The sequence below is a fragment of the Nitratireductor arenosus genome, assembly GCF_009742725.1.
Taxonomy (GTDB): domain Bacteria; phylum Pseudomonadota; class Alphaproteobacteria; order Rhizobiales; family Rhizobiaceae; genus Mangrovimarina; species Mangrovimarina arenosa.
The window spans coordinates 1,238,988-1,265,525 of the sequence record NZ_WPHG01000001.1 but is presented as its reverse complement, the minus strand read 5'-3'; the positions used below and the strand labels follow the sequence as shown (position 1 = coordinate 1,265,525).

Genomic DNA, 26,538 nt, shown 5'->3' with positions numbered 1-26,538 from the left:
CGCAAAGACCATCAGCCACCGTGCCTGGCGCGCCAGGACGCATGGGCCATGACATCTTTCCTATCGCTCCACGCCGGCCGCCGCAATCACCAGCACGGCGCCCGCCAACGGCACCTCGGCAACGATTTCCAGCGTCGCGTCCTCCGCGAAATCGCGCCGCCAGCGCGGACGCGGCATGACGACCAGCGGCTTTTCCTGCGCCTCGATCCAGGCCCGAAGCGCGTCCCGGTCGCGAAATTCCGGGTAGGTCGCCTTGAGATCGTGGCCGAGCACACCGCGCACCAACCCGTAGGCGGCGAGGCGATGGCCGCCTTGCAGATAGGGCTGCAGCGCCGCGGCGACCGGTTTCGGACTGAAGACGGCGTTGAGCGAGGGCATGACGGCCAGCCCGACGGCGTTGATCCAAAGGGTCTGTCCGGCAAGCAAGACCGCCAGCGTGACGACCGCCGCGCGCCGGCGCGCCCGAAACAGGGCGAGCGCCGTCGCGGCGGACAGCGCCGCGCACAGGACGAGACCGGGCAGCCAGAGCCGATAGGGCACGACGGCGGGCGCGACCACCAGCACGCCTGCGATCAACACGAAAAACAGCGCCACCGCAGCCCAGAAACGCCCCCGGGAGGCCGGCGCCAGGCGCAGCAGCCTGGCCGCGGCCAGGATCGACAGCGGCAGCAGCAGCGGCAGCAGGTAATATTCGTGCTTTTCCCCGACCAGGCTGACGATCACGAAACCCGAGAGCGCAGCCGACCAGGCATACCGAAACCCGTCGGCGGCCGGCGCGGCGCCGCGCGACGCATTTCTGCCGGCCGGCATGAGGAAAACCAGGCTCCAGGGCAAGAAGACCAGCGGCAGGGTGGCGACATAGCGCAGCATGCCGAGCACGCCGTCGCGGCCGTTTGCGACACGCTCGCCGATCTGGCCAGAAAAGATCGCCTCGACATAGGCCGGACCGCCGGCCAGGCCGATGCCGTAGACCCACAGGCCGACAAGTCCGAGCCCAAGCGCGAGCCCGAGCCCGACATCGACCGCGGCAAGCCGTTTGAGATTCCGCCCCAGGATCAGAAACGACACCAGCGCGGCAAGCGGCAGCGCGGCCCCGAACGGCCCCTTGGTCAGGGTCGCCAGCGCCGCAAACACGAATCCCCATATCATGGCGGGCGATGTGGACCGGGTGCGCGCGCCGACGAAAAGGCAGGCCCACGACAGGCCGATGAGCGCGGTGAACAAAAAGTCCATGCGCGCATAATGGGAGAGCACGAGAACGTAGGTGCCGGTGGCGAAGATGACGGACGCCGTCAGCCCCACGCCGCGCCCGACGCCGACGGCGCGCGCCAACGCCAGCAAAGCCAGCATCGCCGCGGCCACCGTGAGTGCATGCACGGACAGCAACAATGGCGCGTCGATCGTCCCCCGCAACCAGACGAAGGGCGCGAGCAGCCAGAAATAGACCGGCGGCTTGTCCGGGTAGACACCGCCGTTCAAACGCAGGGCGAGCCAGTCGCCCTGTTCGACCATGTGGCGCAGCACGTCGGCGTGGCGGACCTCGTCGGCCCACCACAGATCACGCGACCACACAAGCAGCACGTGCTGCGCGGCGACTATGAAAAGCACAACGAGCCACGGCCTGCGCAGCAACCAACGCAGCCGATGAAAAATATGCCGGTCGGTCATGGAAGCCCGGACGCCCGCTCACCCGCCATCGGCGGCGGCGACCGGCTGGTCGACGCCCCGCCTGGACAGGCGGGGCGCGCTCGGCGCCGCTGTCTCGCCGCCGGAATAAGACGCCGGCAGACGTCGCCAGCGCCCGAATCGTAGCGACCGGCCGTCGCCGAACGCGAACGCTGAAAACAAGGCAAAGGCGCCGATCGGAATCGCATAGGCGAATATCGCGGCGAGTGTGCTTTGGCCCGATCCGTCGAGCGCCAGATAGCCGACGCCGCGCACCAGAAACCCCGAAAGCGCGGCACCCAGCAGGAGGATGCGCTGCCGCGAACGCATCGAGCGTGCGCCGCCGCCGAACACGATCAGAAGCGGCGCGAAGGCGAGCGGGTAGAGCCAGTCGGTGAACCGGCGATTGATTTCCTTGGCGACCTTGTCGGGCGGGAACCCGGGCTCGGCGGAAGCGGGATCGAGTGCCAGCAGGTCGCCGGTATGATATTGCCGCGGCGAATAGTTGACGCCCATACGGCCGCGATAGGTGAACAGGTCGAGCGACAGGGTCTGGAAACGGATCGAGCTGAGCTTGCCCGGTTCGGAGTCCGACTGCATCTCGCCATTGGTCAGCAACAGGAAGCCGCCGCCCTTCACCGGGGCGAGCTGTCCGCTCCTGGCGTGGATATAGGATGTGCGCTCGCTGGTGCGCCGGTCGACGATGAACACGCCGAGCAATTCGCCCTCGGCGCCGAACGAATCCACCGAGATGAACAGCCCGTCCTCGATCTCCTTGAATTCGCCGGCGCTGACGGCGGCGCGAACCAGGTCGGCATTGGCGGTGGCGGCGATGTCGCGGACCTTGCGGTTGGCCAGCGGCTCCACCCATACGCTGACGACGAAACACAAGGCCGCCGTCAGCGCGGCAAGCAGGAAGACGGGGCGGATATAGGTCGCCGGGCCGGCGCCGGCGGCCTCGATCACCGCGAGTTCGGAATCGGCATTCATGGCATCCAGGATCACGATCGCGCCGACCAGGAAGGCAAACGGGGCGATCGCGACCAGAACCGTCGGCACCAGCATCAGCGCCAGCGTCACCAGCGTCAGGAAGGACTGGCGCGACTCGACCAGGAAGCCGATGTGATTGAGAAGCTGGGTGGTGAGAATGACGAGCGTCAGGATCGCCAGCGCGATGGTGGCGAATTCGAACATCCGCCGAAAGATGTAGCGCTCCACCAGATTCATTCAGCCATTCCGCCACCGGCCGGGGGTGCCGGGGCGCGCCCCGCTTGAAAAATGCCCGCAGACGTTAGCAGTATTGCGCCGGGGAAGGAATGGCGCGCATAAGACGCCATCCTGGCGGCCGCGGCGGCCGCCGGAGCCCCCGATCCGGGAAGGGATATGCGATTGCGCGGGTGCAGGGCATTCGACACAGGCGATCGGCTAGGCCTGTTGGCGGTGCGGGCAAAAGACGAGGACAACCGCCCGGACCAGGCTCGCGACCGGATGCCGGGCGGTGACGGGGGATGCGGATCGCGATGATGCACGCCGGATCGGGCGACCGCACGGGCGCGAACCCCGTTTCGCGCTGGATCGGGCTGGCCACGCGCCATCCCTATCTGGTGCTGTTGCTGATCCTGGCGGTTCAGACCCTGCCGACACTGTGGGTCAAGGATGTCTGGTTCACCGACGAGACCCGCCACGCCGCCGCCTTCATGCAGATGATGGAGAACGGCTATTGGCTGGTGCTTTACCTGTCCGATGTGCCCTATCCCGACAAGCCGCCGCTCTATTTCTGGATGGTTGCCGGCATTTCCTGGCTCGTCGGCAGCCGCGAACCGGTGGTCTTCAACCTGGCCGCGGCGATCTCGGCCGGGATTTTGGTGTCGGTGACGGTGTTCGCGGCGCGCCAGTTCGGCCTCGGGCGGCGGGTCGCGCTCCTGGCCGGGCTGGTTCTCCTGTCGAACCACTTCTTCATCGAGCGGGCGCACATGCCGCGCATGGATCTGCTGTTTGCCGCCTTCATCGTGCTTGGCCATGTGTTTTTCTTCAAGGCCTATGACGGCGCGGCACGACGGACGCAGATGTGGGCGCTGGCCGGCTTCGCCGCGACGGCCGCCGCGCTGTTGACCAAGGGGCCGGCCGGCCTGCTGATGCCGATTTTGTCGCTCACCGTGTGGCTGGCGCGCCAGCGACGGTGGAGCGCGCTGCGGTCGAAAACGACGCTCGCCGGCCTCGGCCTGCTGCTTGCCGTCGGCGCGCTCTACCTCGTCGGCGTCTATCTGGTCGAAGGACCGGATTTCATCCGCGCGATCCTGATCGACCAGACCTGGAACCGCGCCGTCGACACGCCGCGCCTGTCGAATCCGGTCTATTTCTACCTGCACAAGCTGGCCGAGATCCTGCTGCCGTGGTCGCTGATCCTGTTCTTTTTGCCCTGGCGGCGGCTCGTCCAGCCCGCCTCGTGGCGCCGGCTTCTCCGCGCCGACCCGCATGCCGGCGCCAGGCAGCGCGGGCTCGGTTACGTGTGGTGCGCCCTGCTTGTCAGCCTGGGTCTGATCTCCAGCTTCGACTACAAGATCGCCTTTCTGCTCGTCCCGCTTTATCCACTGTGCGCGCTGCTGATCGCCGAAGCGATCCTGCGCATGGCGGCGGTGACGCGCCGGCGCTATTTCCTTGCAATCGGCCTGGTGCTCGCCACCGTGGCGGCAGCGCTGCCCTTTGCGCATCACCTGACCTTGTGGCCCGCGCGCGTGCAAGGTGGCGCGATCGTCATGATCGCGGCGCTACCGTTGGTCGCCGCGGTCCTGGCGTTGCGCGGAAGCCGGCCGCTGGTATTCGGCATGGCGATGGCGGTCGGCATGACGCTGGCGATCCTGCCCTATTACCTGATCACGATCCGGGGGCTGAACGACACCATGTCGCCCCGCGCCCAGGCGGAAATCCTGGCCGCGCGCGGCGATGCCGGCGACGCGCTCTATTTCTACCACCCCCATAGCGGCGGCATTTACGACTACCATGCCGGCCGCGCCATCGCGCATGTGTCGACCTGGCCGGCGCTGGCACGCGCCGTCGCCGCGCACGATTGCGGTACCGTGGCGATGCGCGAAAAGGACTGGCGGCAGCGGGCGGCGGACCTGCCGAACCCGGTCGCGGTCGACCGGCGCATCGTCGACTACGACATCTACGTGGTGATGGCCTGGCGCGCGAAGGGCGCGGCCTGCGCGGCGCCGACCTGACGCCGGGCGCCGGCCTCACGCGGTGCCGGCCGCCTGCCAGCCGGCGCGGATATGGGCGATGCCGTCGCGGTAGACCGCCTCGGGGCTTTCGGCGAAGTCGCGCCAGACCTTGGTGGCCGCCGCCAGATCCTTGAGGCCGCGGCCGAAGGCCTCAATCGTCAGCCAGCGGTCGTAACCGGAACCGCGGATCGCCCGAAAAGTGTCAGCCCAGGGAACGTTGCCGCGGCCGGGCACGCCGCGGTCGTTTTCGGAAATATGGACGTGGACGATGTGGCCGAGATTGCGCTCGAACGCGGCGATCGGCTCCTGCTCCTCGATATTGGCGTGGAAGGTGTCGTACATCGCCTTGATATGCGGATGATCGATCCGGTCGAGATGGTCGGCGAGCGCGTCCATCGTGTTGAGGAGATAACATTCGAAGCGGTTGAGCGCCTCGAGCCCGATGGTCACGCCCCTTTGCGCCGCATGGTCGCCGATCGCGCGCTGGGCCGCGACGGAACGCTGCAACTCGGCCGCCGTCGGCCCCTCGCCGGAAAAGTGGCCGAGCGTGGAGTGCAGCGGGCCGGACAGCGTGTCGGCGCCGAGCGCGGCCGTGCAGTCGATCGCCCATTTCATGTAGTCGACACCGGCCGCGCGCGTGGTCGCATCCGGCGAAATCAGGTTCATCGCCGGGTCGCCGATTGCTGACACTGCGGTGCGTTGCAGCCCGATCGCGTCGAGCAGGGCGCCGAGCCGCGCATAGTCGTCCGGCACGCCCTCGAAGACGGGGATTTCGACGCCGTCGTAGCCGGCCCGTTTCAGGTCTCTGAGCAGCGCCTCGTGCGTCGCCTCGACATGGGTCGTCCACAAGAACATGCAAAAGCCGATCTTCATCGACGGTTCCCCCGCTCGTCTCCAGCCGCGCCCGTCGGGCGGTCAGCGCAGCGTACGACCTTCGGCGTCGAACCGGCAAGTGCGGGCGGGATCGGGCGTGGCGAAGATGGTTTCGCCGGCCTCGGCTCTGAATTCGCCGAAAATGCGCGCGGTCAGCAGGCCGGCCTTTTCGGTATCGATATAAAGATTGGTGTCGGCGCCGAGATGCTCGGCGTGAATGACCGTGCCCTTCCAGTCGCCCTTGTCGCGGTCGACGGCCAGATGTTCGGGCCGCACGCCGACGGTCCGGGCGGTTTCGCCCAGCCGCGCCCCGTCGATGAAGTTCATCTTCGGCGAGCCGATGAAGCCGGCGACGAATTCGTTGGCCGGGTTGTTGTAGAGCTCCATCGGCGCGCCGATCTGCTCGACGCGGCCGGCGTTGAGAACCACGATCCGGTCGGCGAGCGTCATCGCCTCGACCTGATCGTGGGTGACGTAGATCATCGTCGCCGACAGCCGCTTGTGCAGTTGCGCGATCTCCAGCCTGGTGTTGACGCGCAGCGCTGCGTCGAGATTGGACAGCGGCTCGTCGAACAAAAACAGTTTGGGCTCGCGCACCACCGCGCGGCCGATCGCCACGCGCTGACGCTGGCCGCCCGACAACTCGGCCGGCCGCCGCGCCAGATAGGGTTCGAGCGACAGCATGGTCGACGCGATCTCGATCCGCCGGGCGATTTCGGCCGCCGGCGCGCCGGACTGTTTCAGCCCCAGCCCCATATTGTCGCGCACGCTCAGATGCGGATAAAGCGCGTAGGTCTGGAACACCATGGCGATGCCGCGCTTGGCCGGCGGCACGGTGTTGACGCGCACGCCGCCGATGGCCACGTCGCCCGCGGTCGCGTCCTCCAGCCCGGCGATGATCCGCAGCAGAGTCGACTTGCCGCAGCCGGACGGGCCGACAAAGACGACAAATTCGCCGTCGGCAACCTCCAGATCGATGCCCTTGAGCACCTCCACCTGGCCGAAGGATTTGCGGATGTTTTCGAGTTTCAGCGCGTCCATGGGAAGTCCCTTCGCTTGCCGCAACCACCCGGCCGGGCGCGAACCTGCGACCCTTTGCAATCCTTGCGCCCGCTCACAGCCGGACCGCTTTTTGCGAGCGCACGCTTTCGTCGGCGGCGAGACAAATGCGTAGCGATGTAACCGCATCGTCCATGTGCCGCGCCAGATCGATATCCTGGCGGATCGCGCTGAGCACAAAAGCCTGCTCAAGATCGCACAGGCCCTGATGATCCGGTTCGCCCTGCATCGACAGGAGTTCGTCGGCGCGGACGAAGCGCCCCTCCGCGTCCGTCTCGGCGCGATGCAGTCTGATGACCCCGGTCCTGGTGTGGGTGTCGACGTCGTCGGATCTCGCGTCGTTGTCCATGACGATCGATACGCTACCGTTTGGCGAGATCACGTCCTTCACGAAAAAGGCGGTTTCCGACATCATCGGCCCCCAGCCGGCCTCGTACCAGCCGACGGACCCATCGTCGAACAACACCTGGAGATGACCGTAATTATACATGTCCGGCGCGATCTCGTCGGAAAGCCTGAGGCCCATGCCGCGCACCTCGACCGGCCGGGCGTCGGTGATCTGGCACATCGCGTCGAGATAATGCACGCCGCAATCGACGATCGGCGCGGTGGTCTTCATGAGCTGCTTGTGCGTCGCCCAGCTTGGCCCGCTCGATTGCTGGTTCAGGTTCATGCGAAAGACGTAGGGGCCGCCGAGCGCCCTCGCCTCGGCGATCAGCCGCATCCAGGACGGGTGGTGGCGCAGAATGTAGCCGACGACGAGCTTGCGGTCGTTGGCCCTGGCGGCGGCCACGACACGCTCGGCATCGGCGAGAGTGGTCGCCAGCGGCTTTTCGACAAAGACATGCGCGCCGGCCTCGATCGCCATGACGGCGTAGTCGGCATGACTGTCGGAATAGGTGTTGATAGAGACCAGTTCGGGGCGCAGTTCATCGAGCGCGGCGGCGAAGGCACGCCGGAGCGGGTAATGCGACAGGACCGGCGGCAGGACCACGTCCGAACGGTCGAGCAGGCAGACGATCTCGAACCCCGGATTTTCGTGATAGGCCAGCGCGTGGCCGAGCCCCATCGTGCCAAGCCCGGCAACGAGAACGCGGACGGAATCGCTCCGGCTCATTTGACGGCTCCGGAGGTGATGCCGCGGATCAGTTGCCGCGAGAAGATCAGATAAAGGACCATCACCGGCAGGATGGCCAGAGACAGGGCGGCCAGCACCGCGTTCCAGTTGGTGACGAACTGGCCGAGGAAGAGCTGCGCGCCGAGCGTGACGGTCTTGGTGGCCTCGGCCGGCGCCAGGATCAGCGGAAACCACAGATCGTTCCAGATCGGGATCATCGTGAACACCGCGACGGTGGCCATGGGCGGGCGCAGCAGCGGCAGCACCAGGCGGAAGAAGATGCGGTATTCCGACAGGCCGTCGATGCGCCCGGCATTCTTGAGATCGTCGGAGATCTGGCGGGTGAACTCGGTCAGGATGAAGATCGCCAGCGGCAGCCCCTGGGCGGAATAGACCAGCACCAGAGCGGTCAGCGTGTTGACCAGGCCGCTCGCCACCATCATCTCCAGGATCGCCACCGTGCCGAGACGGATCGGGATCATGATGCCGAGCGCCAGGTAAAGCCCCATCAGCGCGTTGCCGCGGAAGCGGTATTCGGCGAGCGCGAACGCGGCCATGGCGCCGAAGACGAGCACGATCGCCAGCGCCGCCACGGTGACGACGACGCTGTTTTGGAAATAGAGCGGGAAATTGCCCTGCGCCAGCACCGTCTGGTAGCCGATCAGGTCGAAGGTCTCGGCGTTCGGCGGCGACAGCGGCGAGCGAAAGATCGCCTTGCGCGACTTGAACGAGTTCATCACCACGATCAGCACCGGGAAAAGCGCGATCAGGGTGTAAACGATCAGGATCGCGTGGGCGGCTGCCGTGCGGGCGGGGGAGGATCTGGCCTGGCTCATCGTCGCCCCCTTCAGAACTGGTAGCGCCTGAGGCGCGTCTGGATGGCGAAGAGATACAGACACACACCCGCCAGGATGATGAAGAACATGATCGAGGCGATGGTGGCGCCCATATTGGGATCGCCGATCTGCAACTGGAAGCCGAAGAAGGTGCGGTAGAGGAAGGTGCCGAGAATGTCGGTCGCGTAGTTCGGACCGGCAAGCGCGCCCTGGGCCGAGTAGATCAGGTCGAAGGCGTTGAAATTGCCGACGAAGGTGAGGATGGAGATGATGCCGATAGCCGGCAGGATCAGCGGCAGCTGGATCTTCCAGAACTGGGAAAAGCCGGTGATGCCGTCGCATTCGGCGGCCTCGAGGATTTCTTCCGGGATAGACAGCAGGGCCGCATAGATCAGCATCATCGGAATGCCGACGAACTGCCACACCGAGATCAGGCCCAGCGTGGTCAGCGCGTAGTCTTCCTTACCCAGCCAGGGAGTGAAGAGGTGCTTGAGCCCGATCATGTCGAGCAGTTCCGGCGCCACGCCCCATAGCGGGCTGAGGATCAGTTTCCAGGTAAAGCCGACGATCACGAAGGACAGGATGGTCGGCACGAAGATGGCGGTGCGGTAAAAGGCGGAGAATCGCAGGCGCGGGTGGCTCAAAAGCGCGGCCAGCAGCACGCCGATCGGGTTTTGCACCACCATGTGTACGATGAAGAACCAGGTGTTGTTCCACAGTGCGTTCCAGAAACTATCCGCCCAGCGCTCGTCGCCGAACAGCGTGGCGAAATTTTTCAGGCCGACAAATATTTGCCGGTTGTCGACGGTGCTGAACAGGGAAAGCTGCAGCGTGCCGAACAGCGGAATGATCATCACCGCGGTGTAGATCAGCACGGCCGGCGCCAGGAACACGGCGATGTGCCAGCGGGTCGGTCTGCGGTCTGCGCGTTCGCCTGCCATGCGCCTGTCCCCCGGAGACGGGCCGCCCGGAGGCGGCCCGGAAGTTCAGTTTCGATCCGAGCCTATTTCTGCGGATCGTACCAGCTTGCGAGCCCCTTCTGCAGCTCGGCAGCGGCGGCTTCCGGCGTTTCGGTGCCGTTGATCACATTGGCCGATTTGACCCAGGTCTCGTTTTCGAGATTGGGGGTGCCACGCGACAGTATCTGGTAGGTCGAGCGAATCGTCGATTCGCAATTCTCACGCCAGGACACGAATTCCTGCGCCAGCGCGTCCTCCATCTCGACCGGGGTCGAGGACAAGGAAAAGAAGCCGGGCAGGGCGTTGGCGTAGATGGTCGCGAACTCGGGCGAGGCCACCCACGACAGGAAGGTCTTGGCCGCGTCGGCGTTCGGGCTGTTGGCGTTGAGGCCGATGGCGATGTCGTTGTGGTCGGAGATGTAGCAGGTGTCGCCGGCGGCCTTCACCGGAGGCGCGAACGCGCCCATCTCGAAATCGGCCTGGGTGTTGAACAACGAGATCTCCCACGAGCCGGCCGGGTAGATCGCCGCGCGGCCGAGCGTGAACAGGTTCTGGCTGTCGGGGTAGGACTGTGCCTCGAAGCCATCGCCGAGATAGTCCTTCCATTTGGCGAGCGCGGCGAACGGCTCAACCCATTGCGGGTCGGTCAGCTTCTGCTCGCCCTTGATGAGGGCCAGGCGGCCTTCCTCTCCCTTCCAGTAGCTGGGGCCGATGTTCTGGTAGCCCATGGTGGCGGCTTCCCAAAGATCCTTGGTGCCCATCGCCATCGGGATGTAGGTGCCGTCTTGCTTGAGCTTGTCGAGGGCGGCGAAGAATTCGCCTTCGGTCTTGGGAACCTCGACGCCGACTTCGGCGAAGGCGTCCTTGTTGTAGATGAAGCCGTGGATCACCGAGGCCATCGGCACGCAGAAGGTAGCGGCGCCGTCGTCGGTCGACCATGCCGATTTGGCGACGTCGGTGAAGTTTTCCATGCCCGCGAGGCCGGCGAGATCGGCGAGAAGGCCCTTATCATAAAGCTCGAGCGAGGCATCGAACGGCCGACAGGTGATCAGGTCGCCTGCCGAGCCGGCGTCGAGCTTGGCGTTCAGCGCGGCGTTGTATTCGGTCGGCGCCGACGGCGAGAACACCACCTTGATGCCGGGATTCTTGGCCTCGAAGGCCGGGATCAGCTTTTCCTGCCAGATGGCGAGATCGTCGTTGCGCCAGCTTTCGATGGTCAGCGTGGTGTCCTGGGCCTGCGCCTGCCCGGCAAGGCCGAAAATGCTCGTGCCGAGCAAAAATGCGGTCAATGTCTTGCGTGTCATGGATTATCCTCCCTGTTGGCCCTTTCAGGTTGCATGCTTGCGGGCGTGGGCTTCGCCCCTGAGCATCGAAAGCGCCGGTCGCAATCGCCAGCCGGAGCCTTCGAGCAAATCTTCAGCCGCCGCGCGCGACGCCGCGCCGGCCGCCAGAAGCGTGGCGATCTTGACCGAGCCGCCGGCCCGGTCGAGAAGAGCGCCCGCCTCGTCCTCGCCGCAGCCGGCGATCGTTGCCACGATGCGCGTGGCACGCGCCTGCAATTTGTGATTGTCGGCCTTCAGATTGACCATGAAACCGTCATGTACATGACCGAGCCGGATCGCCATCAGCGTCGACAGCATGTTGAGCGCGATCTTCTGCGCCGTGCCCGCGCCCATCCGGGTCGAACCGGCGACGATTTCCGGCGGTGTCGCGAGCACGATCGGGATGTCGGCGAGCCCGAAGGCCGGCGTTCCGGCATTGTTGGCGATGGCGATCGTGCGGACGCCGCGGGCGCGCGCCTCCTCGAGCGCGGCGAGCGCATAGGGTGTCGAGCCGCTCGCCGTGACCGCGATCAGGCAGTCGGCAGGGCCGAGACCGGCCTCGCGAACCGCCCGCCCGGCCTCGTCCCCGTCGTCCTCGGGGCCGCCCGCCAGGGTATGCAGGGCGGCGGCGCCGCCAGCGATCAACACCGCGATGCGCTCCGGCGCGATACCGAACGTGCCGGGCAATTCCAGCGCGTCGGCCAGCGCCATCAGGCCGGAACTGCCGGCGGCGGCATAGGCCAGCCGGCCGCCCTTTTCGATGGTTTCGGCGGCGAGCATAGCGGCCCGGGCGATCGGTTCGAGCGCGTCGCGGACGCTGGTCGCGGCGTCGAGTTGCGATTCCGCCAGCCGCGCAAGCACGTCCTCATCAGGCAACAGGTCGATCCCGTCAGCCTTGGGGTGCCGCTGTTCGGTCCGGCGAAGCGCCATCCAATCCTCCTCTTCGCGCTGACAATACCAAAAAAATACCACTTGTCCAGAAGATGTTAACGATTTTCTGGAGCCTTAAAACGAACTTTTCTATTATATCAATGAAAACAACATATTGCACGAATCACACCCGGTCCGGAAATTAAGCCTTGGATATTGGTATTTTATTGGTATTATATCGATCCAGGAGGACCATGGCGTGAAATGGGTGTTGGGCATTGACGGCGGCGGCACGAATTGCCGGGCGGGACTTGCCGCGGCGACCGGCGAGATTCTCGGCCGGGGCCAGAGCGGCGCGGCCAATGTAATGACCGATCTCGACGGCGCCTGCGCCAGCATCGTGGAGGCCGCGCACGCCGCGTTCGAGGCCGCCGGCCAAGTGCCCGCATTCGACCAGGCGGGCGCGGTCCTCGGCCTGGCCGGCGCCAATGTCGCCGATGTCGGACGGCGGCTCGCCACGCAGCTGCCATTCGGCGAAAGCCGCGTCGAGAGCGACGCGCTGATCGCGCTCGAAGGCGCGCTCGGCGGCCATGACGGCGCGATCGCCATCATCGGCACCGGGTCGGTGTTCATGGCGCGGCACGGCGAAACGATCAGATCGATCGGCGGGTGGGGTTTCCAGCTCGGCGATCTCGGCGGCGGCGCCCGCCTCGGCCGTCAATTGCTCGAGGAGACCCTGCTCGCCCATGACGGGATCCGCCCGCAAACGGCGCTGACGGCGGCCGTTCTTGCCCGTTTCGAGACAGATCCGCGCCGGCTGGTAACCTTCGCCGCCTCGGCCAGGCCGCGTGATTTCGGCGCCCTGGTCCCAATCGTTTTCGAGTTCGCGGACCAGGGCGATCCCCTGGCCAAAAGCCTGCTGGACGAGGTGGCGTCGCATGTCGAGGCGGCGCTGACCGCCCTTGGCCTGCGCCAGACCGACCGGCTTTGCCTGCTCGGCGGCCTCGGCGAACGCATCGCGGCAAGGCTGGGGGCACCATTGTCGGCAATGCTGCAGCCGCCGATCGCCGATGCGCTGGGCGGCGCCGTGGCGATGGCGGCGCGCCGCTTCGGCGCGGCGACGGGGCGCTAAGATGACCGCGCTGACCCGGCACATCCTGGCCGGCCTGCGCGCGGGCGAGGGGCAAGGCACGCCGCTCTACCTGCGGCTGCGGCGCAGCATCGAGGATGCGTTGAGCCACGGCGTCATCAGGCCCGGCGACGCCCTACCGTCGGAACGCGAGATCGCCGCGCGCACCGAGATGTCGCGCGTGACCGTGCGCAAGGCCGTACAGGACCTTGTCGCCAGCGGGCTTTTGATCCAGCGTCATGGCTCGGGCACCTTCGTGGCTCCGCGGGTCGACCGGGTCGAGCAATCGCTGTCGCGGCTGACCTCCTTTACGCAGGACATGGCGCGCCGCGGCATGACCGCGCATTCGGAGTGGATCGATCGCGGCATCTACCCGCCCTCGCCCGACGAAATGATGGTGCTGGGACTGTCCTCGCGAGAGCTCGTCGCACGGCTGTCGCGGTTGCGGCTTGCCAATGACACCCCGCTGGCGATCGAGCGCGCCACGCTGTCGAGCGACGTGTTGCCCGATCCGGGCACGGTGACGAGTTCGCTCTATACGGTGCTGCAAAGAACCGGCAAACGCCCGGTGCGCGCCGTCCAGCGCATTTCCGCAACCAATCTCGAGGAGGCCGACGCCGCGCTTCTGAGGGTGCCGGCCGGCGCGGCCGGTCTCAGCATCGAACGCATCTCCTACCTTGCCTCCGGGCGGGTGATCGAATTCACGCGCTCGATCTATCGCGGAGACACCTATGATTTCGTGGCCGAGTTGCGGCTGGCCGAAGCCGACGAGCCCGGCAGCACGGAGGCACGATGACCAGGCCGACCCATATGTGGCGGGAAATCCGCGAAATCCCGGGCGCCGCTGCGCACCTGCTGCGCGACGGCGAAAAGACCCTGACCGCGGCCGGAACCGCCCTCGCCGCGCATGATCCGCGCCTCCTGGCCACCGTCGCGCGCGGCTCGTCGGATCACGCGGCGTCGTTACTGAAATACGCTACCGAACTCACCGCCGGCGTCCCGGTCGCCTCGCTCGGCCCTTCCATCGCCTCGATCTACGGCGCCCGGCTGAGGCTGGCCGGGGCGGCCGCGATCGCGATTTCGCAATCGGGCAAGAGTCCCGACATCGTCGCCATGGCCGAGATGGCGCGCGCGGCGGGGGCGCTGACGATCGCCGTCACCAACACGGCCGGCGCGCCGATCGGCAGCCATTGCGACCACACCGTCGACATCCTGGCAGGCGAGGAACGCAGCGTCGCCGCCACCAAGACCTTCGTCAATTCCGCGCTTGCCGGCCTGTCGATCCTCGCGCACTGGACCGGTTCGGACGAACTTTCCGCCGCGTTGCGGTCGTTGCCGTCCCATCTCGAAAAGGCGGTCGGCTGCGACTGGACGCCGCTTGCCGCCGCCCTGCTGCGAAACGAATCGCTTTACATCCTCGGGCGCGGCCCAGGCATGGCGATCGCCCAGGAAGCGGCACTCAAATTCAAGGAGACCAGCGGCGTGCACGCGGAAGCCTATTCGGCGGCCGAAGTCATGCACGGGCCGATGGCGCTGGTGAAGCCCGGTTTTCCGGTCCTGGCGCTGGTCGTGCGCGACAAATCCGAACCGTCGATGCTGCAGGCGATCGAGAGCCTGGCCGCGCGCGGCGCCACCGTCTTCGCGACCAGCGAGAAGGCGGGCCGCGAGGCGGCGTTGCCGACCGCGCCGACCGGCCACCCGCTGACCGATCCGCTCGCCCTGATCGCGTCGTTCTACGGTTTCATCGAGGCCTTCGCCCGGGCGCGCGGCCTCGACCCCGACCAGCCGCCCAATCTGCGCAAGGTGACGGAAACCCTATGATGACGACGACCGCCTTTGTCGGGGCCGACATTTTCGACGGCGAGCGCCGCCGCCAGGGCATGGCTCTGATTGTCCGCGACGGCACAGTCGCCGACATCGTTGCGGACGGCGAGGTTCCAGCCGAGGCCGAAACCGTGCGGTTCGACGGCGGCCTGCTGGCACCCGGGTTCGTCGATCTTCAAGTCAATGGCGGCGGCGGCGTGATGCTCAACGACCGCCAGGATGTCGCGACGATCCGCGCCATCTGCGCCGCCCATGCCGGTTTCGGAACGACGGCGCTGCTGCCGACCCTGATCACCGATACGCCGGCGGTAAGCCGGGCAGCGGTCGACGCGGTGGTCGACGCCGTCGGAGACGGTGTGGCTGGCTTGATCGGGCTTCATCTGGAAGGCCCCCACCTGTCGTTGGCACGCAAGGGCGCGCACGACCCGGCGCTGATCCGGCCGATGAACGACAACGACGAAGCCTTCCTCGTCGAGACGCGGGAAAAACTGCCGGCATTGCTGGTGACGATGGCACCGGAGGCGGTCGCGCCCGAGCGGATCGCGCGGCTTACGCGGGCCGGCATTGTCGTCAGCCTCGGCCATTCCAACGCCACCTATCAGGCGGTGGCGGCGGCAACGGCGGCCGGTGCGAGCATGGTCACGCATCTGTTCAACGCGATGAGCCAGATCGCCAATCGCGAACCCGGCCTGGTGGGCGCCGCAATCGATCTCGGCGCCCTGTCGGCCGGGTTGATCGCCGACGGCATCCATGTCGATCCGGCCAATATCCGCACCGCAATCAAGGCCAAATCGATGCCGGGGCGCATCTTTCTGGTCACCGACGCCATGGCCACGATCGGCACGGCCATGGAAAGCTTCACGCTGAACGGCCGCACCATTCGCCGAAGCGAGGGACGGCTGACGCTGGAGGACGGTACACTCGCCGGCGCCGACCTCGACATGATCTCGGCGGTCCGGTTCATGCACAGGCGGATCGGATTGTCGCTCGAGGAAGCGTTGCGCATGGCCTCGCTCTATCCGGCCCAGGCGATGGGCGTCGGCGATCGTTACGGGCGGCTTGCCACCGGCGCGCGCGCCGATATGGTGCACCTCACCGACGCGTTGGAAATCGCCGGCGTGTGGATCGGCGGGCGTGCGGTCGGGCGCTGAACGCGCGGCGTATGCTTCCGCCTCGACCGCTCTTGCCGGCTCCTACCGCCTCACCCAATGTGACCTGGAGACTCCCAACGTGATGGAACCCGGCAGGCCGAGCCCAGCCCGCGCCACATTTCGGCCATAGCCGGCTTTCGAGAAAAATCGCCTGGGACAATCCACGTCAATGACATCGCGCATGAATTCATTCGCCGGACGCCTGATCGCCGGCGGCATCGCCGTTGCCGCGTCAACAGGTACGGCATCGGCCGATTGCGGGCGTGCCTCCTGGTATGCCCTCACCTCCAAGACCGCCTCGGGCGAACGCATGAACCCCGCGGCGATGACCGCCGCGCACCGCACCCTGCCGTTCGGCACCAGGCTGAAAGTGGTCAATCAGCGCAACGGCCGTTCGGTGGTGGTGCGGATCAACGACCGCGGCCCATTCATCCGCGGCCGGGTGCTCGACCTTTCCAAGGCCGCCGCCCGGCAGCTCGGCTTCATCAGCGCCGGCCACACCAAGATCTGCATGAAACGCGTCGGCTGATCGCCCGGGCGTTATCCGGCGCGAATACTGCCCGGATCAGGCGATCTTCACCTTGGGCTCGAAACGCCCACATACCGGCATGTCGATCAGAAACGTCTTGCCGGCGTCAGGCTCGGCCCCGCGCTGCCGTTCGCTCTTGCCCTTCCAGGCCGAGGTCGCGACGAGCCGCGACGCGTCGGCACCGGCAAAGGCCGGACATGTCGCCTGCGCGGCGGGAACGGCGATGGTGCGCAGCCGGCGCCCGTCCGGCGCCCAGGCATCCACGGCCCCGCCGGCCCAGCGCGCGTTCCACAACACCCCCTCGGCGTCGACCACCGAACCGTCGATGAAGCCGTCGCTGCCGCGCCAGTCGACGAAGACGGCCGGCTCGCCCACCGGCAGGCCGGTTTGGGGATCGCAATCGACCCGGTAGAGCAGGCCGCGCGGCGTGTCGGTGAAATAGGCGATGCGCCCGTCGGGCGAAAAACAGATCGAGTTGGGGATCGACAAGGGTCGATAGAGCGGGCGCAACTCGCCCCGGAAGAACCAGTAGATCGCGCCCCGGTCGCGGCTTTCGTCCTTGGCCATCGTGCCGATCCAGAACGCGCCGCACGGATGCACTCTGGAATCATTGGCCCGCGTCAGCGCGTTGTCGGCCTCGATCGGTTGCACGAGCGACAGCGCCCCGGTGGCCGCGTCACGCACATGCAGACCGTTTTCGGCGGCAAGGAGCTGCCGGCCGGCGTCGATGACGGCGATCGCGCTCGCCATGAAGGGCAGGTCGTGCACCACCGTCTCGCCGTCCGGAAACGGTTTTTCCAACAGCCTTTTTCCGGTGATGTCGAACCAGAACAACCGGTTGGTTGCGGGATCGTAGGACGGCCCCTCGCCGAGTTCGCAGGCGATGTCGCACAGGATCGAAACGTGGTCGGTCATCTGGTCGGCCCTTTCGGTTCCGCGTCGGATTGCAAAAAACGTCCGGGTATCTGACCCTAGAACCGTTATACTATTCGCGGAATCGCAGATCGGCTCTAACTTATTGTTTTAACGCGCCTGTGAACGGCGACCCGGCTTCCACTTCGCCTGGAAACGCTCTAAAGCGACCCCGCATCGACGATCAGCGTTTGGGCGGTCACCATGCGCGCGGCCGAGGAGGCGAGGAACAGGCACGGACCGACCATGTCGGCCGGCGCGATTTCCTGTTTCAGGCATTGTCGGTCGATATGCGCCTTGAGGCCGGCTTCCGTCACCCATAGGTCGCGCTGGCGTTTCGTCATCACCCATCCCGGCGCGATCGCGTTCACGCGGATGCCGAACGGGCCGAGCTCACCGGCGAGCCCCTTCGTCAGCCCGATCACGCCGGCCTTGGCGGCGGTATAGGAGGCAAAGCCGCCACCATTGATCATGTAGGAGGTTGAGGAGAAATTGACGATCGCGCCGCGGCCGGCGGCCTTCATCGCCGGCACCGCCGCCTGGATGGCGAAGAAGTGCGGCCTGAGATTGACCGCCTGGTTGGCGTCCCAGAACTCCGGCGTCACATCCTCGACCGCGTGGCGGTCGTCACGCGCGGCATTGTTGACGAGCACGGCGGCCGGACCGTGCGCGTCGGCCGCCTGCGCCACGGCCGCGCGCAGCGCAGCGACATCACGCAAATCGGCAGGAAGGAAAAGCGGCCGGCAGCCCGTCTCCTCCTCGAGACGCTCGCACAGGGCCCGGCTTTCGGCTTCGGCGATATCGAGGAAGGCGACCCGTGCGCCCTGGCGCGCGAAGCCTTCCGTCAGGCAGGCGCCGATCCCCGTCCCACCGCCGGTGATCACCACGGCGGCATCGCGCAAATCCGGAAAGATCGCATCGGTCATGGTCGCTCGTTTCCCTCTCCTGGCGGTCCGAGCGGCAGACTTTCGGCAATCGCGCGCCGCGTGACAAGCCCCGTATCTGGCTTCGTGGGGCGTGTAGCGAAATCCGCTTCGGCCTCGCACGAGAGCCATCCGCGGCGGGGTCCGCGCCGGTGGGTGCCGCCTTCAGCCGGGCGCGAGGCCGGTCACGTCAGGACGCTGCCGGCAGTTTGGCGAAGGTGGTCAGATGACGCATCGTGGCGGCGGCGGCGGCCGGCCTGCCAAAAAGATAACCCTGCCCGCCCCGGCATCCGAACTCGACCAGGCGGGCGGCCTGCTCCTCGGTTTCGATGCCCTCGGCCACCACTTCGATATCGAGGCCCTCGCACATCGCCAGGATCGCTCGAATGATGTGCTCGGAGGCGCGGTCGTCGAGAATGGAGGCGACGAAGGCCTGATCGATCTTCAGCTTGTCGAAATGGAATTCACGCAACCGGCCGAGGCTCGACTGTCCCGTGCCGAAATCGTCCAGTGAGATGCGCACCCCTTCGGCGCGCAGATCCTGGACGATCTTTTCCGCCGAGGCGGGATCGCTCATCATGCCGGTTTCGGTGATTTCGACCTCCAGCCGCCGCGGGTCGAACGAGGCGCGGGCGAGCGTGGTCAGGATGTGGTCTGCCGTATTCTGGTCGACCAGTTGCGACGGCGACAGGTTGAACGAGAGGAAGAGATCGCCGGGCCAGTCCTGGGCGGCGCGGCTCGCCTTGCGCAAAAGCAACTGCGAAAGCGCGCCAATGATGCCGCGTTCCTCGGCGATCGGAATGAAGACGCTTGGGGACACGAAGCCCAGATCGCGATCGGTCCAGCGCGCGAGCGCCTCGAAGCCGACGATCCGGCGCGTCGCCAGATCGACGATCGGCTGAAAGTAGGGCTGCACCTCCTCGGCCGAGACCGCACGCCGCAGCGCCTGCTCGATGCGTGTGTCGCGCTTGGCCGCATCCTCCATTTCCTGCGTGTAGACGACCACGCGGCCCCGGCCGTTGCGCTTGGCGTGGTAGAGCGCGGTTTCAGCCTTGCGGACCAGATCTTCCGCGCTCTCGCCGCCGACGTAAAACAGCGCACAGCCGACGGAGGCCGAAAGCCGCGCGCCGCGCTCACCCAGATCGTAGGGCGCCGACAGGATCTCGATCAGCATGCGCGCCTGCTCGGAGACCGCGGCCTCGCTGAAGGTCATCGGGAAGAGAAAGGCGAACTCGTCGGCCCCGATCCGAGTGATGGTGGAATGCTTGTCCATCGCCGCGTGAAGTCGCAACGCCACCTGCATGAGGATTTCGTCACCGGCGGCGCGTCCGAACAGATCGTTGATCGGCTTGAACCCGTCGAGATCGATGATGCCGATCGCGAACGGCGCCGGATCGTCGGCCCGCTCGCCGATCAGACGCTTGATCTTGGTAACGAAACGCCGGTTGTTGCCGAGCCCGGTCAAGGGATCGGTATACGCCAGATCGCCGCCGTCCCTGCTTTCATTGATGCCTGGCATCGGCCCGTTCATGAAACTTTCTAGCTTTAGACTTGCCTGATTGAGCGTATTCTTGCGTAAAACCGTTTAGGAAGCGTATCGCCCGCTTGGTCCCGGCCACAATCAAGACGCGTGGACCGGCGGATTGGCTTTCGCGCCGGAATTGGATAGATGGCTTCACCCCTTGTCGCCTTGGGGCCCAGACGCGGAGTCGCCGATGTCCTTGAAAATCGCCGTCCAGATGGACCATGTTTCGACCGTCACGATCGCGGGGGATACGAGCTTCGCCCTGGCGCTGGAAGCGCAACGGCGCGGCCACCAGCTTTTCCACTACACGCCCGATAGTCTGTCGATGCGCGACGGCGGCGTTTTCGCCTGGGCCGAGACGATGACGGTGCGCGACGTTGCCGGCGACCATTTTTCGCTCGGCGAACCGCGCCGCCTCGACCTTTCCGAGGTCGACGTGGTGCTCTTGCGCCAGGACCCGCCATTCGACATGAACTACATCACCACCACGCATATCCTGGAGCGTATCCATCCCGCGACCCTGGTGGTCAACGATCCAGCCTGGGTACGCAACAGTCCCGAAAAGATCTTCGTCACCGAATTCCCCGATTTGATGCCCGAAACGCTGATCACCAAGGATCCGCGCGAGGTCGCCGCGTTCCGGCGCGAACACGGCGACATCATCGTCAAGCCGCTCTACGGCAATGGCGGCGCCGGCATCTTCCACCTGCACGAGGCCGACCGCAATCTCGCCGCGCTGCTGGAGATGTTCGGCCAGATGTTCCGCGAACCCTATATCGTCCAGCGCTACCTCAAGGCGGTGCGCGCCGGCGACAAGCGCATCATCCTGATCGACGGCGAACCGGTCGGCGCCATCAACCGGGTGCCGGCCGAACATGATTCGCGATCCAACATGCATGTCGGCGGCCGGGCCGAACATGCCGAGCTGACCGAACGCGAGCGCGAGATCTGCGCGCGGATCGGCCCGGCGCTGAAGGAGCGCGGATTCCTCCTCGTCGGCATCGACGTGATCGGCGGCCTGCTGACGGAAATCAACGTCACCTCGCCGACCGGCGTGCGCGAGGTGAAGAAATTCGGCGGCGCCGACATCGCCGCCCTGTTCTGGGACGCGGTCGAGGCGCGACGGGCATAAGCGGTCGCGTTGCCGTTCCGTTCACGGCAATGCAACCAACTGCAACCTAGATACACGCGAAGCGCTAGGTTGTTCTCGTAATGTTCTTGCGAGCGATAGACATTTGTGCTTAATTCGGCGCGAGGGCGGCACCCGAACGAACGCATCGGTTGTATGCCGCTCCCGTGGTCGGGGAGAAGCGGAGATGGTTTCGCGGGTCAGCACCGTCGCCTTTCAGGGCATCGAGGCGGTTCCGGTCGACGTTCAGGTGATGATCGCGCCGGGCAAGATCAACATGCAGATCGTCGGCCTGCCCGACAAGGCGGTGGCCGAGAGCCGGGAACGGGTGCAGGCCGCGCTTCATGCCTCCGGCCTGTCGATGCCGCCCAAGAGAGTGACGGTTAATCTCGCGCCCGCCGACCTGCCCAAGGAGGGCAGCCATTACGATCTGCCGATCGCGCTCGGCCTGATGGCCGCGCTCGGCGCGGTGCCGGCCGACGCGCTGGAGGGTTTCGTCGTGCTCGGCGAATTGTCGCTCGACGGCACGATCGCGCATGTGCATGGGGCGCTGCCGGCCGCGATCGGCGCCAACGGTCTCGGAAAGGGGCTGATCTGCCCGCACGCCGCGGGGGCGGAGGCCGCCTGGGCCGACGGCGAGATGGAAATCCTGGCGCCGCGCAGTCTGATCGCGATCGCCAACCATTTTCGCGGGTCGCAGGTCCTGTCGCGTCCCATCGCCGAAATCCGCTCCGCCTCAGGAACCCTGCCGGACCTCGCCGACATCAAGGGCCAGGAGACGGCGAAGCGCGCGCTCGAAGTCGCGGCGGCCGGCGGCCACCATCTCTTGATGTGCGGACCGCCCGGCGCGGGCAAGTCGATGCTGGCCCAGCGCCTGCCGTCCATCCTGCCGCCGCTGGCGCCGCGCGAATTGCTGGAGGTCTCGATGATCCAGTCGATCGCCGGCGAACTCGCCGAGGGGCGCCTGTCGGATCGCCGGCCGTTTCGCGCGCCGCACCATTCCGCCTCGATGGCGGCGATGGTCGGCGGCGGCCTGCGGGTGCGTCCCGGCGAGGTGTCGCTCGCCCATAACGGCGTGCTTTTCCTGGACGAGCTGCCCGAATTCACGCCTGCCGTGCTGGATTCGCTGCGCCAGCCGATCGAATCGGGCCAGGCGGTGATCGCGCGTGCCAACAACCGCGTCTCCTATCCCGCCCGTGCGCAGCTCGTGGCGGCGATGAACCCGTGCCGGTGCGGGCGCGCCGGTGAGCCGGGCTATCGCTGCGCCCGCGGGCCGCGCTGTCGCAGCGACTACCAGGCGCGGATTTCCGGCCCGCTGCTCGACCGGATCGATTTGCGGATCGAGGTTCCGGCCGTGTCGCCGCACGAGCTCTTCCATATCCACGGCGGTGAAGCGAGCCAGGCTGTCGCCGGCCGCGTCGCCGCGGCGCGCGCGATCCAGCGCGACCGGTTCGCGCGCCTCGGCATGAAGGATATCGCAACGAACGCCCTGTGCTCGACCGGGCTGGTCGAGGAGATCGCGCGGCCGGACGAGGCAGGCGCGGCGCTTTTGCGCGATGCCAGCGAAAAGCTCGGCTTTTCGGCGCGCGCCTATCACCGCGTTTTGAAGGTCGCGCGCACCCTGGCCGACCTCGACGGCAAGGACGCGGTCGGCCGCATCCACCTAGCGGAGGCGATCTCGTACCGGATGGGCACAGACGGGTTCGCCCAGGCCGCTTGAACAGCCGACCTATCCCGACCAAAACCGAGCGACCCGCCTTTCTTCCGTCGGGCTCGCCGGCGGAGGAGGCGGTCCATGCGCGCGGCACGCCGCGGACGAACGAACCGGCCGAAATCAGCCAGGGCGCCCCCGGTATCCGACGGGCCGTCACACGCGGAAACCATCAGTGGCTATGTCCGGAACGGCGCGACAGTTGAAAAACGGTCTTCCAGCCTGCCGCCGCCCGCGCTATCGCTTTAAGCTCACAGGACGGTCAACCCAGATCATTCCCGGAGCGTTTCGTGGCCCCATCCTCAAGCAGACTGCGCATCGCCGTCTTGTTCGGCGGACGTTCCGCCGAGCATGACGTGTCGGTGCTTTCGGCAACCAATGTCATGCGCGCGCTCGCGCCGGCGCGCTACGATGTGGTGCCGATCTTCATCACCCGCGAGGGGCGATGGCTGTTGAGCAGCTTCGAGGATGGCGCGCCGGGGCAGCCGTCGCGCGGAACGCAGATTTGCCTGGTGCCGGGCGGAGAAGGACGGATACTGGCAATCCCGCCCGAGGGGGCGCCCTTCGCCCTGCCGAAGATCGACATGATTTTTCCCGTGCTGCACGGGCTTCATGGCGAGGACGGCGCGGTGCAGGGGCTGGCGGCGGTGGCGCGCGTGCCGCTGGCCGGCTGCGCTATTCTCGGCTCCGCGGTCGCACTCGACAAGGACATCACCAAACGCCTTCTCGCCGAAGCCGGGCTGCCGATCGCGCGATCCGTGACGATCGTCCGCGACGCCGTGCCGACTTTTGCCGAGCTGCGGCGAGCGTTCGGGCTTCCGCTTTTCGTCAAACCGGCGCGCCAGGGCTCTTCCGTCGGGGTGAGCAAGGTGGCGAGCGAGGAAGACTACCAGGCGGCGCTTACCGAAGGCTTCAACAACGACCGCACGCTGCTTGCCGAAGAGTTCATCGACGGCCGCGAGATCGAATGCAGCGTGCTGGAGGACGGGCAAGGCGACCTGTTCGTCTCGCGTCCCGGCGAGATCGTGACGGCGCGGAGCCACGGCTTTTACAACTACGAGGCAAAATATGTCGACGCGGACGGCGCGGTGCTGAAAGTGCCGGCGGAACTGCCGGACAGGATCGAAAGCGAAATCCGCGCGACGGCGGCCAGGGCCTTCCGCGTCGTCGGCTGCGACGGCATGGCGCGGGTGGATTTCTTCCTCACGCCGGACATGCGTTTCCTGATCAACGAGCTCAACACCATTCCCGGCTTCACCGACATCAGCATGTATTCCAAGGCGATGGCGGCAAGCGGCGTGAGCTATCCGGACATTCTCGACCGGCTGGTGGCGCACGGGCTGGCGCGAGCCGGCCGCGATGCGTAAGCTGCGGGCCAGCGCCGGGGCGACAAGCCCGTGGTGCCGGATGGAGGCGGCCCGGCGCCGGCGCAACGGTCGAGGCGCCTCGATCAGGAAACGTCACCGTGTTTCGGGTCTGCGATCGAACCCCGGATCGTGGCAAAGATGACCTCGCCGTTACGTCCCGGAACATGTCATTTGCGATTGCCCGACAAAAGATACTTCACCAGCGCCGCGGCGCCCAGCACAAGCACGATGACGACGAGGAGCCACACGAAGCCCATGCCCCACATCGCCATTCCGCCCATGCCGTCCATCATATTGCCTTGAGCGTTCATCATCGTATCAATCCTTTCGCGTTGTGACAGTTGATTTCCGTCCGCACCTTAACGGCGTGCGTAGACGCCGGTGATTTCGCCGGATTTCGAGATTTCGAGGATCTCGAACGCCGCCTCCTTCGTCCCGCCCATACCCGGAGAGCCGAGCGGCATGCCGGGCAGCGTCACACCCTTGATGTCAGGACGTTCGGTGAGCAGTCCCTTGACCACGTCGACGGGGACATGACCGCTCACCGCATAACCCTCGATCATCGACAGGTGACACCCCTGGACATCATTGGCCACGCCGGCCGCGCGGCTCATGGCCGCTAGTTCGTGGGTCGGTTCGACGGTGACCGTAAACCCGTTTTGCCGCAGATAGTCGGCATAGGCTTCGCAGCAGCCGCATTGCGGGTTCTTGTAGAGCATGACCGCCTGTGCCGCGGCCGGCCCCGGCGAAAGCAGGTAGGCCGCCGCGCCGCCGGTGATCAGGACGGTTGCCGCCAGAATGTGGATCGATCCGCGCATTGTCTTCTTCCTTTTTCGTTCCGTTCGGCGTCAGGCGACGCGAATGACGCCCATCATGCCCGACATCTGATGTTCGAGAATGTGGCAGTGGAACATCCAATCGCCGGGATTGTCGGCCACCAGAGCGATCTCCACCGTCTCGCGTGGCGCCATCAGCACCGTGTCCTGCCATTCCCGGTGGGTCGTCGGTTCGCCGTCGCGGGAAATCACGCGGAACGAGTGGCCGTGCAGGTGGATGGGATGAGGCCAGGCCGTGGCGTTGGTCATCGCCAGGACATGGCTCCGGCCGCGCTCAAGCGTCAGCATCGGGTCGAGCATGGGTCCCTCGGCCGCCACCCCGTTGACGAACCAGATGCCTTTGCCATGCATCATGCCCATCATCGAGCGCATGCCGCCCATCATGCCGCCACCGGAGCCGCCGCCCGCCATGCCTCTGGCCATGTCCTCCATTACCATTTGGCCCATCATGCCGCCGGTGAAGGTCACCGTATGACGGGTGGCGAGCGCGACATCGGGTTCGGCGAGCGGATTGGCGGGCAGGTCGAGCGGCCAGTCGGGCGGACCGTCCCGCAATGGCTGGTCGCCATAGGCGAGTTCGATCAGGCGGTATTCCAGCCCTTCGTAAAACCGGTCGACGACGGCGGCACGGCTGCCGACCGGGCCAGCCAGATCGAGGACGAGATCGACGCGCATGGCCGGACCGAGCACGACACGCCCATCGGCGGGCCGATGTGGCGTCACCGGCTGGCCGTCCAGCGCGACGACGACCGGCTCGTGGTCGGTGAAATCGAGCGCGAAGATCCTGGCATTGGCGGCGTTGATCAACCGCAGTCTGATGCGTTCGCCCTTGCGCACGGCGAAACTGTCCGGCACGCGGCCATTGATGGTGACCGTGTTGCCGACCCTGCCGCCATGCATCATGTCATGGCGGCCGCCGAAATCGTTCGTGATCGCGGCGTCGTCGCCAAGGCGCCAGTCGTCGATGACCCAGGTGACCTCCCGGTCGACGCGAAGCGGTTCGGCCTCTTCCACGATCAGCGGACCGTAGAGGCCGCGGCCCACCTGTTCGAAGCTTCGCTGGTGGGGATGATACCAGAAGGTTCCGGCATCGACGGCGTCGAACTCGTAGAGGAAGGTTTCGCCCGGGGCGATCGGAGGCTGGGTCAGATGGGGAACGCCGTCCATGGCGTTGGGCGTCCGCACGCCATGCCAGTGGACCGTCGTTTCCTCATCGAGCCCGTTTTCGACCGAAATACGCAGGCGTTCGCCCTGCCGCACGCGGATTTCCGGACCAGGAACTGTGGCGTTGAAGCTCCAGACGGGCGTCTGGCCATTGGGCGCGGGCAGGAGGCGGAACCGGCCCGGGGCGGCGCGCAAGGCGAAATCGCGAACGGGCAGTGCGCCGGCCAGGCCGCGTTTGGCAGGTAGGATCGAGGCAGCGGCGATACCCGCCATACCGGCGAGCAGGGTCCGACGCGTCAGCGTCGGCAGATGGAGGGGGGTCATGTTTTTCATCCCGAAAAGTGACTGAGATCGCGCAAGGCGGCGCAAGGGCCGCGTGTGCGACTTGATCACCGGCGGCGCTGACGCCGTCCGTG

At 66.4% G+C, this 26,538-nt stretch carries 24 protein-coding genes; 9 read left to right on the top strand and 15 right to left on the bottom strand.

The features are described 5' to 3' along the window. Positions 1–60: 60 nt before the first annotated feature. Together GN330_RS23405 and GN330_RS06090 are read right to left on the bottom strand one after the other, a co-directional pair. Positions 61–1,668 carry an ArnT family glycosyltransferase gene (locus GN330_RS23405; protein WP_197435050.1) on the bottom strand — a complete coding sequence of 536 codons (1,608 nt, stop codon included), beginning with the start codon at positions 1,666–1,668 and terminating at the stop codon, positions 61–63. Positions 1,669–1,686: 18 nt separating this feature from the next. Further along, the gene (locus GN330_RS06090) at positions 1,687–2,892 is read right to left on the bottom strand and encodes an LptF/LptG family permease (RefSeq protein ID WP_156711717.1); all 1,206 of its coding nucleotides are present in this window, start codon (positions 2,890–2,892) and stop codon (positions 1,687–1,689) included. A gap of 281 nt (positions 2,893–3,173) precedes the next feature. Here GN330_RS06090 and GN330_RS06085 point away from each other — a divergent pair, with 281 nt between their 5' ends. Next, positions 3,174–4,886, top strand: a complete 1,713-nt coding sequence (locus tag GN330_RS06085; protein WP_156711716.1) for an ArnT family glycosyltransferase — start codon at positions 3,174–3,176, stop codon at positions 4,884–4,886. A 15-nt stretch (positions 4,887–4,901) separates the two neighbouring features. Here GN330_RS06085 and GN330_RS06080 read toward each other — a convergent pair whose 3' ends face one another. From GN330_RS06080 to GN330_RS06050, 7 genes are all read right to left on the bottom strand, one after another. Next, a complete protein-coding gene (locus GN330_RS06080; RefSeq protein ID WP_156711715.1) occupies positions 4,902–5,759 on the bottom strand; it encodes a sugar phosphate isomerase/epimerase family protein in 858 nt (285 codons plus the stop codon). Positions 5,760–5,801: 42 nt separating this feature from the next. Beyond that, on the bottom strand, positions 5,802–6,800 hold the full coding sequence (locus tag GN330_RS06075; RefSeq protein WP_156711714.1) for an ABC transporter ATP-binding protein: 999 nt from the start codon (positions 6,798–6,800) through the stop codon (positions 5,802–5,804). A gap of 73 nt (positions 6,801–6,873) precedes the next feature. Further along, positions 6,874–7,935, bottom strand: coding sequence for a Gfo/Idh/MocA family protein (locus GN330_RS06070; protein ID WP_156711713.1), 1,062 nt, complete (start codon positions 7,933–7,935; stop codon positions 6,874–6,876). Beyond that, a complete protein-coding gene (locus tag GN330_RS06065) occupies positions 7,932–8,771 on the bottom strand; it encodes a carbohydrate ABC transporter permease (protein WP_156711712.1) in 840 nt (279 codons plus the stop codon). Before GN330_RS06065 ends, GN330_RS06070 begins: the two co-directional genes overlap by 4 nt. Positions 8,772–8,782: 11 nt before the next feature. Then, entirely contained in the window at positions 8,783–9,712 is a 930-nt protein-coding gene (locus GN330_RS06060) for a carbohydrate ABC transporter permease (protein WP_156711711.1), read from the bottom strand. Between the two features lie 62 nt (positions 9,713–9,774). Continuing rightward, positions 9,775–11,034, bottom strand: coding sequence for an ABC transporter substrate-binding protein (locus tag GN330_RS06055; protein WP_156711710.1), 1,260 nt, complete (start codon positions 11,032–11,034; stop codon positions 9,775–9,777). A gap of 24 nt (positions 11,035–11,058) precedes the next feature. After that, entirely contained in the window at positions 11,059–11,982 is a 924-nt protein-coding gene (locus GN330_RS06050) for an N-acetylmuramic acid 6-phosphate etherase (protein ID WP_156711709.1), read from the bottom strand. 199 nt (positions 11,983–12,181) lie between these two features. Between GN330_RS06050 and GN330_RS06045 the strand changes: the two genes are divergently transcribed. From GN330_RS06045 to GN330_RS06025, 5 genes are all read left to right on the top strand, one after another. Next, entirely contained in the window at positions 12,182–13,054 is an 873-nt protein-coding gene (locus GN330_RS06045) for a glucosamine kinase nucleotide-binding domain-containing protein (RefSeq protein ID WP_343040313.1), read from the top strand. A 1-nt stretch (position 13,055) separates the two neighbouring features. Beyond that, a complete protein-coding gene (locus GN330_RS06040) occupies positions 13,056–13,847 on the top strand; it encodes a GntR family transcriptional regulator (RefSeq protein WP_156711707.1) in 792 nt (263 codons plus the stop codon). Next, positions 13,844–14,872 carry an SIS domain-containing protein gene (locus GN330_RS06035; protein WP_246188509.1) on the top strand — a complete coding sequence of 343 codons (1,029 nt, stop codon included), beginning with the start codon at positions 13,844–13,846 and terminating at the stop codon, positions 14,870–14,872. Before GN330_RS06040 ends, GN330_RS06035 begins: the two co-directional genes overlap by 4 nt. Further along, positions 14,869–16,026, top strand: coding sequence for an N-acetylglucosamine-6-phosphate deacetylase (gene nagA, locus GN330_RS06030; protein WP_156711706.1), 1,158 nt, complete (start codon positions 14,869–14,871; stop codon positions 16,024–16,026). The genes GN330_RS06035 and nagA overlap by 4 nt, the downstream gene beginning before the upstream one ends. Positions 16,027–16,207: 181 nt before the next feature. After that, complete coding sequence (locus GN330_RS06025) at positions 16,208–16,555, top strand: septal ring lytic transglycosylase RlpA family protein (protein ID WP_246188507.1); 348 nt, start codon at positions 16,208–16,210, stop codon at positions 16,553–16,555. A gap of 36 nt (positions 16,556–16,591) precedes the next feature. Here GN330_RS06025 and GN330_RS06020 read toward each other — a convergent pair whose 3' ends face one another. The 3 genes from GN330_RS06020 to GN330_RS06010 all read right to left on the bottom strand — a co-directional run bounded on the left by GN330_RS06020 (position 16,592) and on the right by GN330_RS06010 (position 19,909). Next, complete coding sequence (locus GN330_RS06020) at positions 16,592–17,470, bottom strand: SMP-30/gluconolactonase/LRE family protein (RefSeq protein ID WP_156711704.1); 879 nt, start codon at positions 17,468–17,470, stop codon at positions 16,592–16,594. 158 nt (positions 17,471–17,628) lie between these two features. Further along, positions 17,629–18,393 (bottom strand): SDR family NAD(P)-dependent oxidoreductase, encoded by a 765-nt coding sequence (locus tag GN330_RS06015; RefSeq protein ID WP_156711703.1) that lies wholly within the window; start codon positions 18,391–18,393, stop codon positions 17,629–17,631. A gap of 187 nt (positions 18,394–18,580) precedes the next feature. Continuing rightward, positions 18,581–19,909 carry a putative bifunctional diguanylate cyclase/phosphodiesterase gene (locus GN330_RS06010; RefSeq protein ID WP_156711702.1) on the bottom strand — a complete coding sequence of 443 codons (1,329 nt, stop codon included), beginning with the start codon at positions 19,907–19,909 and terminating at the stop codon, positions 18,581–18,583. A gap of 196 nt (positions 19,910–20,105) precedes the next feature. On the opposite strand from GN330_RS06010, the gene gshB reads away from it, so the two are divergent. From gshB to GN330_RS05995, 3 genes are all read left to right on the top strand, one after another. Then, complete coding sequence (gene gshB, locus GN330_RS06005) at positions 20,106–21,047, top strand: glutathione synthase (RefSeq protein ID WP_156711701.1); 942 nt, start codon at positions 20,106–20,108, stop codon at positions 21,045–21,047. Between the two features lie 184 nt (positions 21,048–21,231). After that, complete coding sequence (locus GN330_RS06000) at positions 21,232–22,764, top strand: YifB family Mg chelatase-like AAA ATPase (protein WP_156711700.1); 1,533 nt, start codon at positions 21,232–21,234, stop codon at positions 22,762–22,764. Positions 22,765–23,045: 281 nt separating this feature from the next. Then, positions 23,046–24,122 (top strand): D-alanine--D-alanine ligase family protein, encoded by a 1,077-nt coding sequence (locus tag GN330_RS05995; RefSeq protein ID WP_343040312.1) that lies wholly within the window; start codon positions 23,046–23,048, stop codon positions 24,120–24,122. Positions 24,123–24,289: 167 nt separating this feature from the next. On the opposite strand, the gene GN330_RS05990 is transcribed toward GN330_RS05995, so the two are convergent. The 3 genes from GN330_RS05990 to GN330_RS05980 are packed head-to-tail and all read right to left on the bottom strand — an operon-like array spanning position 24,290 to position 26,446. After that, complete coding sequence (locus tag GN330_RS05990) at positions 24,290–24,436, bottom strand: hypothetical protein (protein ID WP_156711699.1); 147 nt, start codon at positions 24,434–24,436, stop codon at positions 24,290–24,292. 45 nt (positions 24,437–24,481) lie between these two features. Continuing rightward, the gene (locus GN330_RS05985; protein ID WP_156711698.1) at positions 24,482–24,940 is read right to left on the bottom strand and encodes a DUF411 domain-containing protein; all 459 of its coding nucleotides are present in this window, start codon (positions 24,938–24,940) and stop codon (positions 24,482–24,484) included. A 30-nt stretch (positions 24,941–24,970) separates the two neighbouring features. After that, positions 24,971–26,446 carry a multicopper oxidase family protein gene (locus GN330_RS05980; protein WP_156711697.1) on the bottom strand — a complete coding sequence of 492 codons (1,476 nt, stop codon included), beginning with the start codon at positions 26,444–26,446 and terminating at the stop codon, positions 24,971–24,973. Positions 26,447–26,538: the final 92 nt, after the last annotated feature.

Excerpts from the sequence above, each read along its gene's own strand:
- GN330_RS23405 (WP_197435050.1), bottom strand. The coding sequence starts at position 1,668 with ATGACCGACCGGCATATTTTTCATCGGCTGCGTTGGTTGCTGCGCAGG.
- GN330_RS06090 (WP_156711717.1), bottom strand. The coding sequence starts at position 2,892 with ATGAATCTGGTGGAGCGCTACATCTTTCGGCGGATGTTCGAATTCGCC.
- GN330_RS06085 (WP_156711716.1), top strand. The coding sequence starts at position 3,174 with ATGCGGATCGCGATGATGCACGCCGGATCGGGCGACCGCACGGGCGCG.
- GN330_RS06080 (WP_156711715.1), bottom strand. The coding sequence starts at position 5,759 with ATGAAGATCGGCTTTTGCATGTTCTTGTGGACGACCCATGTCGAGGCG.
- GN330_RS06075 (WP_156711714.1), bottom strand. The coding sequence starts at position 6,800 with ATGGACGCGCTGAAACTCGAAAACATCCGCAAATCCTTCGGCCAGGTG.
- GN330_RS06070 (WP_156711713.1), bottom strand. The coding sequence starts at position 7,935 with ATGAGCCGGAGCGATTCCGTCCGCGTTCTCGTTGCCGGGCTTGGCACG.
- GN330_RS06065 (WP_156711712.1), bottom strand. The coding sequence starts at position 8,771 with ATGAGCCAGGCCAGATCCTCCCCCGCCCGCACGGCAGCCGCCCACGCG.
- GN330_RS06060 (WP_156711711.1), bottom strand. The coding sequence starts at position 9,712 with ATGGCAGGCGAACGCGCAGACCGCAGACCGACCCGCTGGCACATCGCC.
- GN330_RS06055 (WP_156711710.1), bottom strand. The coding sequence starts at position 11,034 with ATGACACGCAAGACATTGACCGCATTTTTGCTCGGCACGAGCATTTTC.
- GN330_RS06050 (WP_156711709.1), bottom strand. The coding sequence starts at position 11,982 with ATGGCGCTTCGCCGGACCGAACAGCGGCACCCCAAGGCTGACGGGATC.
- GN330_RS06040 (WP_156711707.1), top strand. The coding sequence starts at position 13,056 with ATGACCGCGCTGACCCGGCACATCCTGGCCGGCCTGCGCGCGGGCGAG.
- GN330_RS06035 (WP_246188509.1), top strand. The coding sequence starts at position 13,844 with ATGACCAGGCCGACCCATATGTGGCGGGAAATCCGCGAAATCCCGGGC.
- nagA (WP_156711706.1), top strand. The coding sequence starts at position 14,869 with ATGATGACGACGACCGCCTTTGTCGGGGCCGACATTTTCGACGGCGAG.
- GN330_RS06025 (WP_246188507.1), top strand. The coding sequence starts at position 16,208 with ATGAATTCATTCGCCGGACGCCTGATCGCCGGCGGCATCGCCGTTGCC.
- GN330_RS06020 (WP_156711704.1), bottom strand. The coding sequence starts at position 17,470 with ATGACCGACCACGTTTCGATCCTGTGCGACATCGCCTGCGAACTCGGC.
- GN330_RS06015 (WP_156711703.1), bottom strand. The coding sequence starts at position 18,393 with ATGACCGATGCGATCTTTCCGGATTTGCGCGATGCCGCCGTGGTGATC.
- GN330_RS06010 (WP_156711702.1), bottom strand. The coding sequence starts at position 19,909 with ATGCCAGGCATCAATGAAAGCAGGGACGGCGGCGATCTGGCGTATACC.
- gshB (WP_156711701.1), top strand. The coding sequence starts at position 20,106 with ATGTCCTTGAAAATCGCCGTCCAGATGGACCATGTTTCGACCGTCACG.
- GN330_RS06000 (WP_156711700.1), top strand. The coding sequence starts at position 21,232 with ATGGTTTCGCGGGTCAGCACCGTCGCCTTTCAGGGCATCGAGGCGGTT.
- GN330_RS05990 (WP_156711699.1), bottom strand. The coding sequence starts at position 24,436 with ATGATGAACGCTCAAGGCAATATGATGGACGGCATGGGCGGAATGGCG.
- GN330_RS05985 (WP_156711698.1), bottom strand. The coding sequence starts at position 24,940 with ATGCGCGGATCGATCCACATTCTGGCGGCAACCGTCCTGATCACCGGC.
- GN330_RS05980 (WP_156711697.1), bottom strand. The coding sequence starts at position 26,446 with ATGACCCCCCTCCATCTGCCGACGCTGACGCGTCGGACCCTGCTCGCC.